Source organism: Paenibacillus sp. FSL R7-0163, from assembly GCF_037969975.1.
GTDB lineage: Bacteria > Bacillota > Bacilli > Paenibacillales > Paenibacillaceae > Paenibacillus_AQ > Paenibacillus_AQ odorifer.
The window spans coordinates 5,687,504-5,702,491 of sequence record NZ_CP150224.1 but is presented as its reverse complement, the minus strand read 5'-3'; the positions used below and the strand labels follow the sequence as shown (position 1 = coordinate 5,702,491).

Sequence of the window (14,988 nt, the reverse complement as noted above, 5' to 3'; positions counted from 1 at the left end):
CATGGAGCCAACGGCATTAGAAGATTGCGACAATACATGCAAGGGTTCAGAGCTTGAACCGGAATCCATTGCATTGATCCTGCCAGACCGTGGGATTACTGATAAAATGGCAGAAATGTTCAAAGCGTTGGGTGATCCAACACGAGTGCGGCTCATTTACGCTTTGTCCCAGCAAGAATTATGTGTACATGATTTGTCCGTGATCCTTGATATGGGCCAATCTGCGATATCCCATCAGCTCCGTTATTTACGGAATCTACGGATCGTGAAGCGCCGTAAAGAGGGGAAAACGGTATTCTATTCGCTGAACGATGCGCATGTGGAGCAGATCTTTTTGCAGACCCACGAGCATGTCCGACACGAATAGCTAGTTGCAAAAAGGGGGACTCCCAGCAGCCATTGGATGGCTTTTGGGAGTCCCTCTTTTTATTATGCCGACGAGTCCTAACCATCCGCTACGGCTTACGGACCCAGCTGACGTTATTTGCACAATTATCGCTTTTTGAGCAGAGTTGCGGACCTCAGTGCAGTTATTCCTTAGAAAGAGGTCTGATTTTGCTCTTTTTCATGCCTATAGCAGCTATGGGGTCCGATAATATGCTAAATCGGGGATAATACTGCTTTTAGGGTCAACTGGGTCCGTTAGCTGTGTGGGTTGCGACAAATATTGCTCTAATGAAGCTAGGTGGCATCTCAACTAAACTAAGTAGCACCTCAATTAAACCAGGCTGCGTCGGGGTTAACCAATGCGTTTAAATCCACTGAAGCCTTGTATTTCGAAGTAAGGATTTAGCTTATTAGCTGGCTTGATTTAGGTTCTTCGTTAGGTTTGGTTTTCTAAAGGACAACACTAGCCAGACACATTGCACAGCAAGCACTAGCAGGATAAATAGATCGATTCCCATGTATTCACTCGTATTATCGTTGCCCACAAACTGAATTAAATTATGTATAAAGTGAAAGGATATCAGCGGAAGAATATTATTATTTTTTAGCATCAACAAGGCTAGCGCAAAACCGATCAGAAGCGCATATACGAGTTGTAGAAGAATTTGTGTGATATCAGTGCTGGATAATGCATTAAGTAAGTGGGTAATAGAGAAAAGAATACTTGAAGTGATCACTGCTGTTTTAGCCCCTTTAGGAAGCAAGGTCTTAAAAATCAAACCGCGATAGATACTTTCCTCCACAAAAGCGACCAGCAGGGTGAAGAAGATAAAGAACAGTACCTCAGATGCACTGATCTCACGAAATCCCTTAAAGGATATGGTAATCAGGACCACTACTAGCGGGGCATAATAGATCCAGTTGCCCGAGGATATGGTGTTTAGAGGTCGGAAGCCAAGCGTGCTCCATTTGCGCTTAACTGTAAAGTAGATGATGAGTACAAGCGCGATTGGGATGAAGGAGATAAGTACAGGGGCGGTGTACGCAAGTTCCTTAATTGTTGCGTAAGCCCCGGCGGCAGTTACGGCTACAAGTAATAACACTTCGATAATAACTACGCTCCAAATAGGGTGTTTCTGTGAAAAAGAAGACGTTTTGGCTAGCTTTGACATGTTCTAAATTCATCCCTTCTGTGTAAATCATTTGCCCATCGAGCTTCATTGATAATGGGGTCATTCGTATGTAAGAAACTTACTTTGGGTCATACATGATTTTACATATTTTCTCGTAAAGGTCAATTGATTTAATTTTTAAGATAATGTAGAAAAATGGTGTATATCGCGTATTGACCTTGAAATATAAAGGGAATATAATAGGGCTAAGATAACATATGAACAAGTGCTCATATATGGTTTTTATTTGAGGAGATGTGCCGTATGGATACAATGCAAGGAAAATTAAAACGTCAGTGGGAATTAGAAGGCTTGGATTGCGCCAATTGCGCGATGAAAATTGAAGATAAGGTGAAGAAGATTGAAGGTGTATCGTCTTGTTCCGTTAATTTTGTAACAAAAACAATGACGTTGGAAACTGCCGCAGGGTATGAGGAGTCAGCGATTGTAGAAGCGAAGAAGACGGTGAAGGCACTTGAGCCCCACGTAAATGTGAAAGAGAAGGTTGGGGGCAATCACAAGGCGCGCAATAGTGGCGCTCATGAACATACGCATGATCACGAGCATGGTCATGAGCACGTCCATCAAGCTGCTGGACATCATCATGGTCATGAGGATGCTGAAGGTCATGGTCATACTCACGAGCACGGGGAAGGTGATACACGCAAAATATTGCTGCGGTTAGGCGCTGGTGGAATTCTTGCTCTAGCTGGGATATTCCTGCCCGTGAATGGAGTAGTTGAATTACTGATCTTTTTGGCAGCCTATCTTATCGTGGGTGGTGAAGTTGTCTGGCAGGCGGTTAAGAACATCATCCGTGGCCAGGTGTTTGATGAGAATTTCCTGATGGCTCTGGCAACTATCGGTGCATTTGCGATTGGTGAGTATCCAGAGGGCGTGGCAGTAATGCTGTTTTACCAGATTGGAGAACTGTTCCAAGGTCTGGCCGTGAATCGTTCACGCCGATCTATTACGGCACTTATGGATATTCGCCCCGAGTTTGCCTATCTCAAGCTTGGAAATGATCTGAGGAAGGTCTCACCAGAGGAAGTAGCCATCGGAGATTTGATTGTTGTTAAACCCGGTGAGAAGGTACCCCTTGACGGAACAATACTTGAAGGTAACGCCATGATGGACACATCTGCACTTACTGGAGAGTCGGTACCACGATCAGCTGGTCCAGGAAGTGCGGTGTTAAGTGGTTTTATTAACCGGAACGGCGTAATTACTGTGCAAGTTACTCAGACCTTTGGAGAATCGGCCGTATCCAAAATACTGGAGCTAGTGCAGAATGCATCAAGCAACAAAGCTAAAACCGAGAACTTTATTACTAAATTTGCACGTGCCTACACGCCTGTAGTAGTGATCACAGCAGTCCTGCTGGCCGTCGTTCCTCCACTGCTGATCAGTGGTGCAACTTTTTCGGATTGGATTTACCGTGCGCTTGTATTCCTCGTAATCTCTTGTCCTTGTGCGCTTGTGGTCTCGATTCCACTGGGATTCTTCGGAGGGATTGGTGCAGCTTCACGCAGCGGTATTCTGATTAAGGGAAGTAACTACCTGGAAGCCCTAAATGATGTGAAGGTAGTTGTCTTTGATAAAACAGGAACGTTGACCAAGGGACAGTTTAAGGTTACGGGGATTTATCCGTCGGGTGGCAAATCTAAGGATGAATTACTGCGGACAGCCGCTTATGCGGAGAGCCATTCCAATCACCCGATCGCTGAGTCGATTCGGACGGCTTATGGTGAACAGATTTCTAAGGAAGCTATCTCCAATTACAATGAAATCTCTGGTCATGGTATCGAAGTAACTATCGAAGGCAAGACCGTATTTGCAGGTAACGCACGTCTGATGGAGCGTGAGGGAATTGCTTATGAGGTCCCAGAGCAGAGCGGTACCGTTGTTCACATTGCAGTAGATCATCAATATGAAGGTTATCTGGTGATCGCTGATGAAGTGAAGGAGGACTCACTGCAGGCCATTCAGCGCCTCAAAAAGCTGGGTATACGCAAGACGGTGATGCTGACAGGTGATGCTTCCGCCGTAGCTGAAGATGTAGGGAAGCAGTTAGGGGTAGATGAGGTACACGCAGAGCTTTTACCACAGCATAAGGTAGAGGCCATCGAGAAGCTGGATCGTGATAAGTCTCCACGCGAGAAGATTATTTTTGTCGGAGACGGAATTAATGATACTCCTGTACTGGCTAGAGCCGATGTCGGCATCGCTATGGGAGGACTTGGTTCCGACGCTGCCATTGAAGCAGCAGATATTGTAATTATGACCGATGAGCCTTCGAAGATTGCTGTAGCTATCGGAATTGCCAAGCATACTCGAGCCATCGTATGGCAAAATATTATTTTTGCTTTAGGTGTAAAAGCTATATTCCTTCTGCTCGGTGCATTTGGGATTGCCACGATGTGGGAGGCAGTATTCTCAGATGTAGGGGTAACCGTACTTGCCGTACTGAACAGTATCCGAGCTTTAAAAGTGCAAGACGAAGGTTAAGAATCTTTGGTGTTTAAATAAATGATTTCAACAAAAGTAAGCTTTAGGATTCCGGTTTTAGGGGTCTTAGGGCTTATTTTTTTTATTCTCCAGCAAAGAATTTGTCTATTTTTGCCGATATAGAAGATATATCCACATCAGGAGATATTATAACAAATGGAGTGAGGAGGCTATTTCATCGTGAATGAAAATGAAATGAAAGGAAACAAGATGAAAAAAATGAGAAAAAATGTAACGAAGAGAAAAGCGACGTCAATTCAACTTAAGTGGTCATCTGTTATATTAGCTATTGCAATCGTGCCGCTCATGGTAGCGACCATATTTTTACTTGATTATTTCGGCAATGTCACACGCACAGACAGTGAGCAAATGGCGCAGGACACCATTAATACGAACACATTCCGGATGGATGAGTGGCTATCCAACAAAACCTCGTCCGTAAAGGATCTGGTGTCCCAGCATCCTGAGTTCGATTTTACAAATCCGGCAAGTATCTTCCCTGTGATAGAAGTGCTGGAGGAAAGTGACAGTGAGACAGAAGGTTACAGTGTCATTAGTAAAGACGGCCAGTTAACCAATATGATGAACATGACCGCAAATGTAGCAGATGCGAGCTATTTCTTGAAAGCGAAAGAAACACATGCGCCTGTGTTGGGGGAAATGTCCTATCTGGAGCAGCTTGATAAATATATCATTCCGATCGTAGTTCCTGTCATGGATAAGGATAAGCAATTTATGGGAGGTATTGTCTTCTCGATTACTCCTGAAGTTCTTGCCCAAATGAGTAATGAAATTACTATGGCGGATACCGGATTTGGATACGTAATCTCAAATGATGGCATGTATTATACTTATCCAGACGTCAGTCGTATGGGCAAAAAAATTACCGATTACGCTAAAGAGCCGGCTCTTCAGAAGGTCGTTGACAAGATTTTGAGCAACAAAGAGGGGTCCGAAACTTATAAGGGCGAAGATGGTAAGAAAGTCATTACATACTTTAAGACAATTCCAGATACCGATCTGAAGCTTCTTGTAACAGTGCCGGAGAAAGAGGTTTTTGCCAAAGTGACCTCTGCACAAAGAACAGCAATGTTCATCTTACTGGCAGTTATACTTGTCATAATTTTTGTTTCACTGTACCTTACTCGTCTTATCGTTAGACCCATTAAAGCTATTTCCTCGACTATGAAAAAGGTGGCAGAGGGTCATCTAAATGAGAGGGTTAAAGTGCAGTCCGGAGATGAGATCGGCGAGATGAGTCAAAATATCAATGATATGATTGAGACACTCTCCGGTATTGTCAACAAGATTGATACAACAGTAGTGGAGGTTACTTATTCCTCAGAAGGAATGCTGAAATCGGCTCAACGTTCGTCCTATACTTCAGCAGAGGTTGCCACAGTTATCCAAGAAGTAGCTCAAGGAATGGAAGAGCAATTTAGAGGCTCCGAGCAATCCGCAAGAGCAACGGAAGAGATGGCCGTAGGTTTGCAACGTATTGCTGAGTCCTCTGCAGCGGTATCAGATCAGGCTGAGACGGTCAACTCAGAAGTAGAGAGTGGCTATTTGGAAATCCAATCTACACTGCAACAGATGGCTGTTATCAGTTCCACAGCTAATCAGACAGCCGAGATGATTGGCAAATTAAGTGAGCAATCGGAACAAATCGGACAAATTGTGGATGTAATTTCTGAGATATCCAATCAGACAAGCTTATTATCTTTGAATGCTTCTATTGAGGCTGCCCGAGCTGGAGAACATGGTCGTGGCTTCGGTGTAGTTGCGAATGAGGTGAAGAAGTTAGCAGAGCGGACAAACAGCTCCATCATTAGTATAGTGGAGCTAATCGGCGGCATTCAGTCTTCAACAACAAGTGCAGCGGATTCCATGAAGAAGAGTATTGAGGAAATTGGCGATGGAATGGGGAAAATGCAAAACGTCGGTGTTTCCTTTGATCATATCCGTTCTTCGATCCGTGAAGTATCGTCGCAAATACAGGATGTGTCAGCAATTAATGAAGAGATGTCAGCTGGCACGGAAGAAATAACGGCTTCTATATCCGATATGCTCGGAATAGCTAAAGAATCTGCTGAGAATGCTCAGGCGGTCTCCTTAGCTTCAGCGGAGCAGACAGAGATTATGAAGGATGTCGTGTCCTCAGCGGAATCACTTAATGAAGTGATGTCTGTGCTGAAAGAAGAAATCGAAAAGTTTAAAAAGTAGGAGATAAACTGAGATTCATCTCCTAATAATACAAAAAATCGCTCTCTGGGAGCTGGCGGGTGATCTCACCAATTCCCAAAGTAGCGATTTTTTTATGAATTAAACGCTGTCTTCCAGCTGTAGGCTCTCGATGCCTGCACGTACAATGTTGCAGGAGTTGTTCAATTTCTGGGTTTCCTCTGTATTTAAATTAAGCTCCAGCAGCTCTTGAATCCCAGTGTTGCCTATGATGGCGGGCACGCCCGTGCATACACCGCTATGTCCGTACTCTCCATCTAGAATGGCGGATACGGCGATGATTTTGTGCTCATCATTCAGGATCGAACGGGTAATGTAGGCAAGTGCGCTGCCAATCCCGAAATGTGTGGAGCCTTTGCGGGTGAAAATTTCCCAGCCGGCATCTTTTGTCTTGCGCGAGATATCCTCCAGATCCAAATGCGGGAACCGCTCGCGATGCTGATCTAAAATTTGCAGAATAGGCTTGCCGCCAATTGTTACATGGGACCAAGCTACAAATTGAGATTCGCCATGTTCACCTAAGGCGTAGCCATTAACACTACGCGGGTCAATGGAGAACACATCGGAGAGCAGGGTTTTTAGGCGCGACGAGTCAATGGAGGTCCCGGTACCAATAATTCTGTGGCGAGGCAGACCTGATATTTTCCAGACCATATAAGTGACAATATCGACCGGATTAGCGGCGACTACGAATATTCCATCAAATCCCCCAGCCATGATGTTGGTGATAATTTCTCGAGTAATAACCGCAGAGGCTTCCAGTACGTCAAGTCGGGTCTGCCCGGCTGTTGGATTAGCACCAGCGGTTAAGATAACTACATCCATTTTTGCACAATCGCTATAGGTTCCGGCATACACCTTTGTGCGTGTGCTTGTGAAATCCATACAGTGCGAGAGATCAAGTGCTTGTGCCATAGCCCGATCATAGGTGCGGTCGATCATCATAATTTCGTCGCAAATGGCCTGATTAACCATGGAGTAAGCACAGCTTGAACCCACCATTCCGGCCCCGACGATGGCTACTTTTCTCGATTTACTTTTCAATTGCCTTGTCCTCACTCTCTAAAAGTTATACGCAGTATAGGCTTCCAAATGATATTTATTTCAGCATTCAGGTCTTTTGGAAGCTTATCGTTAGGTATGCTTATAGTTTAACGTATCCCTTCGCAAGTTACCTGACATCGGACTTACAAAGATTATATTTTTTTCTGTTTAATGCTGAACAAGTGACATGATGAGTTAGATATTTCAGGAGATCTATCCCTATAGTGTATGTAAAGTACTTAAAGAGGATGTAATAAGAGGATGGCTAATTGATGTCAGAAAAGGGTGTAAAGTAGAAAAAAGCAGAGGAGAACATAAGCTTGAGTTACAAGAGGTAAGAAGTCATCTCAAGGATATCGGGTAAGAACCCTGAGATGGCTTCTTAGGATTATTATTGATAATCATGGCTGCGGCAGCAGACTCACTGAGGAGGTCATAGCCTTATAACGCTTGAACATAAAAAATCTCCAATGAACAATCATGCCGAAGGCTAAAATAAAGAACAAACCACCGGACTGTGGAATAGACACATAACGGTTAATAAATTCATGGAGTAAAGTGCGGACTAGAAGAAGTCCGAGCAGGATAAACGCAAAGCTCTTGGAGCGTTGAGCGTAAATTTGTCCATCACGTTGTTCAAAGTGGGTGCTGCGTATAAGAGGATACGCGAAGATGAACCAGCCAATCAAAAAGGCGACTGCCGCCCACCATAATGGGAATCTGACCGCAGGTGCCACAAACATGGCAAAACCCGTCGACATACCGAGAGGTGGAATCCATATTTTTCGAATGGTAACCGGACGTGCGCTTGCTTTTAGACGAATGAAAATAACCATCAGCGCCATGAACAAAGCCCCTAATGTGGAGCCAATATGTAGAAGCGAGGGGTTTATGTTACCCATGATACACGACCTCTCTATGATTTCAGTCACTTGTATCTTCATTATAACAGAAAAACGATGGCAAAACATTGAAGTGTATTGGCTCCATCCCCGCAACAATTCCAGCAGAGGAATTTTTTCTTAAAGGAACGATACATACAAAAATCCCCGCCAGAGCATACTCTGACGAGGATTTATTGATGTGAATATTATTATCTCAGCCCAGACTTACGAACGGCTGCGTCCACTTGTCGAGCGAAGAATAAGGCTCACGATAAAGATCAGCACAACGGCACCGATCAAAGAAGGGAAGAAGTAGAAATCACTTACTTTAGGTCCCCAGCTTCCCAGAAGCACGCCACCCAGCCATGAACCGATAATACCAGCGATGATATTACCGATAACACCACCAGGAATATCTCTGCCCATAATCAGACCAGCCAACCAACCAATAACCCCACCAACGATTAACATCCATAGAAAACTCATGTTACTTCAACTCCTTCGTTTTGTTGTTTGCGATGTCTACTATTAACCTTTGTGACCATCTTTAAACCACATGGAAAAACTTACTTCTTCCGGAATGGTTAGGAAGTAGGCTCTAAATGCAGTTTCGATAATGTATTACAACTATAAACATGCTATAGTGAAAAAATATTATAAAATTATGAGTAAACCCCTATTAGTAAAGGGTAAGTAAGAAGTAATACAATACATAAAAGATAAAGGAGCCACTATTATGGAACGGGCTAATGAGGCATTGTTTTATGTAGGAACGTATAACTCTGAGAACGAGAAGGCGATTCAGTTATGTGCGCTTAGTCTTTTGTCGGGGGAAATGAGAATTCTTGAGGGTACCGAGGGAATTGAGAATCCATCGTTTTTAGCTGTGAATAAAGCAGGCAGCGTGTTGTATGCAGTTAGTGAGAAGGATCAAGGTGAGGTTTACGCATATGCAATTGATCCTGCAACTAAAGCGTTGAAATCACTTGGAAGTCGTCCTACGGAAGGTGGCGCTCCTTGTTATGTCTCCATTAGTCCTAAGGAAGATTACATATTCGTCTCCAATTACTCGGGAGGCAATGTTAATGCTTTTCCTGTAAATGAAGATGGTTCGCTTCAAGAGATGTCCGACCAAGTAAAACATGTGGGTTCAGGCATTCGTGAAGACCGTCAGGAGGCTCCGCATCCGCACTCTGTCATTCCGGACGCAAGTGGTAGACATGTGCTGGTGTGCGATTTGGGACTGGATCAAATTGTGATCTATCGCCCTGAAGAGGGCAAACTGGTAAAACATCGTGAGCTTAATCTGCCACCTGGTTCAGGTCCACGTCATCTGGCGGTGCATCCCTCTGGACAATGGATCTACCTGGCGAATGAACTGAATTGTACAGTAACGGCATTTGCTAATGATGAACAGGATGCAAATCTAAATATTTTACAGCATCTTAGCACGCTTCCTGATAATTATACTGCCGGTAGTGACGATACAGCTTCCGATATTCATGTCTCCCCTTGTGGCAGATTCCTGTATGTCTCCAATCGGGGACAAGACAGTATCGCCCTGTTCCATATCGATGAATTAACGGGTCTGCTTGAAGCAGTGGATTGGCAGGGTACCGGCGGGCGTACTCCGCGTAACTTTGCAATTATTGGGGATAAGCTGCTTGCTGCTAATCAGAATAGTGATAATATTACCTCCTTCTCCATCGATAGTGAGAGTGGCAGATTAATCCCTACAGGAAATGAATTGGAAATGAAGTCACCTGTTTGTGTGCAAGCGTTGTAGGCTGAGACTAGGTTATTGTATGTCGTAAAAATAAGGGCTATTCCCGTAATCCATTCATTTTTTCGTGAGTGGAGGTTGGGAATAGCCCTATTTTGCAAATGAAGACCTAAGGATAATAGCAAGTGATTTTTAAAATGTATTTCGGATACCTAAATCGTAAAAACCGATGTCATCCAGCATGATCCGGTCGCCTTCTTCATCAAGATAGAAGGTGATTTCCGTCAGGTTGTCAGGATCCAGCTCTGGTTCTTCCTCTTGAAATTGTTCGAACGGCATCTCGTAGGTTTGAAATACAGCTTCGGAAAGGTCACCGTATTTGCCATCGTTTATCCGCTCTTCAAGCCATGGGAATAACGTGAACTGAGTTTGTGGAAGCGGCAGTATGTCCATTACTTCATCCAGCGTCAAGCGGGCTGAGGTATCATTATGGTCAGTTAACTCCACCTCAACCTTTGGAGGTAGTGGAACATCCATTTCTTCACTAAGGTCACCATTCAGATTTGCCATAGAGAACGTAAGGCCATCTGCCCCTAAAAGAGCAGTTTCAGTACGGACACTGTCGTTAAGCTTAATGTTGTAATAAGCTTCTTCGTTTTTGCTGGCTGTGCGTTCAAGGACAACACCATAGGTGGCTTTGCTTTTTGACTCCCGGTCTTTAGCCAGCTCTTCTGACCAAGAAACACCCGATGCTTCTGCTGTTCCCAGTTCTACTGTGTTTTTGTTACGGTCATCGTCGAATGTGGCTACAGGACGATATCCCCCGCTTTGGAATCGATTGTAGTAGGCGGTATCTGGTAACCACTTCAGCCCGCTGCGATAATCCCGGAACAAGCTTTGGTATTCCTCTTTTTCATGCAAGGTGGTCTCCAAGAAAGCTGATACATAGACCTTAGCGATTTGCCGTTGTTTGTCTGCATCCATGATTTGTGCCCGATTTAAGAAGAGTCCAGCTGGCAAGGTCTGATCATACCCGCCCCAATCGCTGTTGAATTGACTGTGATTGGCGTCCGCAATATACAGTGAGCTTTTGAAAGCAGACGATCCTTGGGAATAGGAGGTACGTATATACTGCCGATCACCATAGAAATCATGTACATCTCCATCGCGGGCTCCCTGCAGGGTCAAATAATTGATGTCTTTGAGACGGGCTTGCTGGTCATCTATCGTTTTGTCCGTTGGTGCAAGCGCGATTACAGAGGTTATATTAAAGCGATTAACTGCCGCCATCACCGGATCATCCTTGAACCAACGAGTGGCATCCGCGGCCATAGCTACGGCTTGTCCTCCGCGGCTATGGCCGAGCAGGGCGGTTTTTGTGAAATCTATTTTCTGATAAAAAGGACTGCCCGGATCATCTGAAAAGTCTGCTAGCTGCTCTAAATGTTTCAGTAGGATCCAAGTCCGTACTTTAAAATCATTGTCCGGAATACCGGACCAAGCAGAATAATTCAGGAAATTCTCATCGAGCGAGATCGCGATAAATCCCCGGCTTGCCAATAGTTCGCCGAGATAAGCGTACCCGCCATCAGAGTAATCTTCCATCATATGATTGCCGTGCACCATCAGTACTACTGGATATGGACCTTCGCCTTCTGGCATCCATACGCGACCATTCAAGGGAAGTGCCTTATAATCGAAACCCCAGAATAAAGTGCGCAGCTTTGACCAATCCTTAATATAAGCAGAAGCATCGGCCGTAGAGGATATCAAGCTTGTATCCTTACCGTATTCGGCACGATGTAGATCGGTACCACTGGCATAGGTGAAGGTCTGATAAGCTAGATTACCTGGTTTTCCAGGATCGGAGGCTGTAAGTGGAACAACTTCCGTATCGTTGATGTCGACCGACTCTGAAATAGGCAGTTCTTGCACTCCGCTTGCCAGCGCAAGTGGGGAAAAAGTCACTGCCACTGTTAGCAGAAGTCCTAGTGTTATTCTTTTGCTGCGGAGCAGGCCAATGGCTAATCCGCCTAGTGCTCCTAGCAGTGCAAGCACGACCGCAATGACAACCGCAGCCTCAATCTCAAAATCCGCATAATATAAGATTAGTAGAATAGCTCCAAAATCACTCAATACACAGCCTGCGAATAATCTTGGGATACGCAGTCCGGTCAACGCTAGCAGAACAGCCAAGATATTGCCGGAAATCGCCAGCAGGACAGTGCCTGCACCTGCAGCAAGAGCGATATCGGTAGGTTTACCTAATCCAGTAGGAATGCCTAACACGGCAGTACTAAAGGCTAAAAAGCATACTATCCACAGACCAGCTATAGCTGTTCTCCAAACTGCTGTATCGTAACGGTAGGTTCCCCTAATTCTTCGTCCAATTTCTTGAGCCATACGTCTGTGGAGCCGCGGTTTCAACGGCGCAGGGACGTACTCTAAATCCATACCCATGACTCTCTCCCCTGACATAAAGCGGTAATTTCTCTTAACCCATAAGCTGTAGCAATAATATTACTTTATAGCATCAATAACAAGTGGATCTTACAGGAACCGACCCCATAGCTTGTATGGTGTGGTGTGTGTGAGTTTTCTTTGACATAGGCTGGAAAAAAAGGTTTGACACAGTTAAAGGGTTTCAGTATTATATCCATATAAACCAACTAAGTAGATAGGAATAATTGAAGAAAGTTCTTACCGTACGAACGGAGGAACGCCTGCATTAGGCTCACAGACACGGTCTTAGGACCGGTTTGACCTGCCATACGTAGGCTTTCCTCCGTTCTTTTTGTGTTACCCAAGGGTTTGTCTGGTACGAAAAAACATGGGGGAGTGGAAAAGATGAAGAAAAAGATGAATAAAGGGCTTCTTGTAGGGTTTAGCTTGTTGCTGACGGCAGGGCTTACTGCTGCTTGCGGCAGCAATAACAATAACGGCAATAGTGCTAGTCCGGCAACAGACGCACCAGCAACAACCAATTCAGCGGAGGCCACAAATGCGGCTGAAGCCACCAAAACTCCATCTAAAGATCCAGTAGAACTACTGAACGTATCTTATGACCCTACTCGCGAATTGTACGAGAATTATAATAAAGCTTTTGCTGCCTATTGGGAGAAAGAAACAGGACAGAAGGTCACCATTAAACAATCCCACGGTGGATCGGGGAAACAAAGCCGTGCTGTGCTTGATGGCCTGGAAGCGGATGTTGTGACATTAGCACTTGGTTATGATATTGATGCCTTGCAGGAAAAGGGACTAATCAACGAGGGCTGGCAAAGTAAATTCGATCATAACAGCTCACCATACACCTCGACTATCGTGTTCCTTGTACGCAAAGGGAATCCGAAAGGAATCAAGGATTGGCCAGATCTGCTCAAAGAGGGCGTAGAGGTTATTACACCAAACCCGAAAACATCAGGTGGAGCACGCTGGAACTACTTGGCGGCTTGGGGTTACGCACTAGACCAGAACAATAACGATGAGGCTAAGGCTGAGGAATTTGTAAAAGAACTGTTCAAGCATGTGCCAGTGCTGGATACCGGTGCGCGTGGATCTACGACAACGTTTGTGGAGCGTGGAATTGGTGATGTGCTGATCGCATGGGAGAATGAAGCCTATTTATCCGTGGAAGAGCTGGGACCGGACAAATTTGATATCGTGAATCCTTCGGAGAGTATTCTGGCTGAACCGCCAGTAGCTATAGTAGATAAGGTTGTGGACAAAAGAGACACGCGTGAGGTATCTGAGGCGTACCTGAAGTATCTCTATAGTGAAGAGGGACAAAAAATCGCGGCTGAGAATTACTACCGTCCTACATTAGATAGCGTGAAAGAAGAATACAAAGATAAGTTCCCGGAAATCAAGCTGTTCACATTGGCTGACAAATTCGGAACCTGGAAAGAAACGCAAGAGAAGCATTTTAATGATGGCGGGATCTTTGACAAGATTTATGTGCCGGGTGCCAAATAACAGATGAATGAAATGCAGGATATGATTATTGAGATTTGTCCCGGTAGGGGCTGATCGGCTAAAAGGCCGAAGGCGAGAAAGGATGAATAGGGGATGAATGTCACCACTACGGCTGCACCAGCAGCAACGCGGCGCAAAATACTGCCCGGCTTCGGGCTGACGATGGGCTACAGTGTATTATATCTGAGTCTAGTGGTTCTACTGCCACTTTCGGCGTTGCTGTTCAATTCTACAGGTCTGAGCTGGGCGAAATTCTGGGATGTAGCTACGGACCCGCGGGTATTAGCTTCGTATCGTGTGAGCCTGTCGACAGCTGCTGCCGCCGCTTTTGTAGATGCAATTCTAGGTCTTTTGCTGGCGTGGGTACTGGTACGTTATGAATTTCCGGGCAAAAGAATATTTGATGCGCTGATCGATCTCCCGTTTGCCTTGCCGACAGCTGTAGCCGGTGTCTCCTTGACGGCGCTCTATGCAGGCAATGGCTGGATTGGGTCTTGGCTTGAGCCGCTGGGATTAAAGGTGGCATTCACTCCGCTCGGGATTACCTTGGCTTTGATGTTCATCGGCATACCGTTCGTTGTCCGGACGGTGCAGCCGGTGCTGGAGGATTTGGACAGAGATATGGAGGAGGCTTCGGCAACCCTTGGCGCAGGCCGCTGGAGAACCTTTCGTTCAGTAGTTCTGCCTGAGCTGTTTCCGCCACTGCTAACAGGTTTTGCTCTAGCTTTTGCTCGGGGCATCGGTGAATTCGGCTCCGTCGTGTTCATCTCCGGTAACATGCCGATGAGGACGGAGATTGCTCCGCTGCTTATTATGTCTAAACTGGAGCAATATGATTATGCCGGAGCTACCGCCGTTGCCCTGCTATTGCTCCTCATCTCTTTCTTAATGTTACTTGTTATTAATACACTTCAGCGCTGGGTTCGTAAGACTTCTCGTTGAGGTAATTGCCATGACAGCAGACGTCCGAACATGTTCAAACTTACTTGGAGACACTCGATATCTGCCGTCGATACTGAATTTTCCAAGCTAGCTTGTCTTCGTAAAACCCTTT

At 45.2% G+C, this 14,988-nt stretch carries 11 protein-coding genes; 6 read left to right on the top strand and 5 right to left on the bottom strand.

From position 1 onward, the window contains the following. Nucleotide 1 precedes the first annotated feature (1 nt). Nucleotides 2–367, top strand: coding sequence for a metalloregulator ArsR/SmtB family transcription factor (locus NST45_RS25020; RefSeq protein ID WP_036682656.1), 366 nt, complete (start codon nucleotides 2–4; stop codon nucleotides 365–367). A gap of 430 nt (nucleotides 368–797) precedes the next feature. Here NST45_RS25020 and NST45_RS25015 read toward each other — a convergent pair whose 3' ends face one another. Then, on the bottom strand, nucleotides 798–1,559 hold the full coding sequence (locus NST45_RS25015) for a CPBP family intramembrane glutamic endopeptidase (RefSeq protein ID WP_076124584.1): 762 nt from the start codon (nucleotides 1,557–1,559) through the stop codon (nucleotides 798–800). A gap of 264 nt (nucleotides 1,560–1,823) precedes the next feature. On the opposite strand from NST45_RS25015, the gene NST45_RS25010 reads away from it, so the two are divergent. Together NST45_RS25010 and NST45_RS25005 are read left to right on the top strand one after the other, a co-directional pair. After that, nucleotides 1,824–4,067, top strand: a complete 2,244-nt coding sequence (locus NST45_RS25010) for a heavy metal translocating P-type ATPase (RefSeq protein ID WP_339824101.1) — start codon at nucleotides 1,824–1,826, stop codon at nucleotides 4,065–4,067. Between the two features lie 180 nt (nucleotides 4,068–4,247). Beyond that, nucleotides 4,248–6,290, top strand: a complete 2,043-nt coding sequence (locus NST45_RS25005; RefSeq protein ID WP_254848740.1) for a methyl-accepting chemotaxis protein — start codon at nucleotides 4,248–4,250, stop codon at nucleotides 6,288–6,290. Between the two features lie 99 nt (nucleotides 6,291–6,389). Here NST45_RS25005 and NST45_RS25000 read toward each other — a convergent pair whose 3' ends face one another. The 3 genes from NST45_RS25000 to NST45_RS24990 all read right to left on the bottom strand — a co-directional run bounded on the left by NST45_RS25000 (nucleotide 6,390) and on the right by NST45_RS24990 (nucleotide 8,722). Next, a complete protein-coding gene (locus NST45_RS25000) occupies nucleotides 6,390–7,352 on the bottom strand; it encodes an L-lactate dehydrogenase (RefSeq protein ID WP_076185219.1) in 963 nt (320 codons plus the stop codon). A 401-nt stretch (nucleotides 7,353–7,753) separates the two neighbouring features. Then, nucleotides 7,754–8,254 (bottom strand): cytochrome c biogenesis protein CcdC, encoded by a 501-nt coding sequence (locus NST45_RS24995; protein WP_076185218.1) that lies wholly within the window; start codon nucleotides 8,252–8,254, stop codon nucleotides 7,754–7,756. A 207-nt stretch (nucleotides 8,255–8,461) separates the two neighbouring features. After that, a complete protein-coding gene (locus NST45_RS24990; protein ID WP_036682650.1) occupies nucleotides 8,462–8,722 on the bottom strand; it encodes a GlsB/YeaQ/YmgE family stress response membrane protein in 261 nt (86 codons plus the stop codon). A 250-nt stretch (nucleotides 8,723–8,972) separates the two neighbouring features. Here NST45_RS24990 and NST45_RS24985 point away from each other — a divergent pair, with 250 nt between their 5' ends. Continuing rightward, nucleotides 8,973–10,022, top strand: coding sequence for a lactonase family protein (locus NST45_RS24985; protein ID WP_280753301.1), 1,050 nt, complete (start codon nucleotides 8,973–8,975; stop codon nucleotides 10,020–10,022). A gap of 129 nt (nucleotides 10,023–10,151) precedes the next feature. On the opposite strand, the gene NST45_RS24980 is transcribed toward NST45_RS24985, so the two are convergent. Next, nucleotides 10,152–12,419: an alpha/beta hydrolase gene (locus NST45_RS24980; RefSeq protein ID WP_248549105.1), complete on the bottom strand. Its 2,268-nt coding sequence runs from the start codon at nucleotides 12,417–12,419 to the stop codon at nucleotides 10,152–10,154. Between the two features lie 387 nt (nucleotides 12,420–12,806). Between NST45_RS24980 and NST45_RS24975 the strand changes: the two genes are divergently transcribed. After that, nucleotides 12,807–13,934 carry a sulfate ABC transporter substrate-binding protein gene (locus NST45_RS24975; RefSeq protein WP_036682645.1) on the top strand — a complete coding sequence of 376 codons (1,128 nt, stop codon included), beginning with the start codon at nucleotides 12,807–12,809 and terminating at the stop codon, nucleotides 13,932–13,934. Between the two features lie 93 nt (nucleotides 13,935–14,027). Beyond that, on the top strand, nucleotides 14,028–14,876 hold the full coding sequence (gene cysT / locus NST45_RS24970) for a sulfate ABC transporter permease subunit CysT (RefSeq protein ID WP_076124574.1): 849 nt from the start codon (nucleotides 14,028–14,030) through the stop codon (nucleotides 14,874–14,876). Nucleotides 14,877–14,988: the final 112 nt, after the last annotated feature.

Excerpts from the sequence above, each read along its gene's own strand:
- NST45_RS24980 (WP_248549105.1), bottom strand. The coding sequence starts at position 12,419 with ATGGGTATGGATTTAGAGTACGTCCCTGCGCCGTTGAAACCGCGGCTC.
- NST45_RS24990 (WP_036682650.1), bottom strand. The coding sequence starts at position 8,722 with ATGAGTTTTCTATGGATGTTAATCGTTGGTGGGGTTATTGGTTGGTTG.
- NST45_RS25015 (WP_076124584.1), bottom strand. The coding sequence starts at position 1,559 with ATGTCAAAGCTAGCCAAAACGTCTTCTTTTTCACAGAAACACCCTATT.
- NST45_RS25020 (WP_036682656.1), top strand. The coding sequence starts at position 2 with ATGGAGCCAACGGCATTAGAAGATTGCGACAATACATGCAAGGGTTCA.
- NST45_RS24985 (WP_280753301.1), top strand. The coding sequence starts at position 8,973 with ATGGAACGGGCTAATGAGGCATTGTTTTATGTAGGAACGTATAACTCT.
- NST45_RS24995 (WP_076185218.1), bottom strand. The coding sequence starts at position 8,254 with ATGGGTAACATAAACCCCTCGCTTCTACATATTGGCTCCACATTAGGG.
- cysT (WP_076124574.1), top strand. The coding sequence starts at position 14,028 with ATGAATGTCACCACTACGGCTGCACCAGCAGCAACGCGGCGCAAAATA.
- NST45_RS24975 (WP_036682645.1), top strand. The coding sequence starts at position 12,807 with ATGAAGAAAAAGATGAATAAAGGGCTTCTTGTAGGGTTTAGCTTGTTG.
- NST45_RS25010 (WP_339824101.1), top strand. The coding sequence starts at position 1,824 with ATGGATACAATGCAAGGAAAATTAAAACGTCAGTGGGAATTAGAAGGC.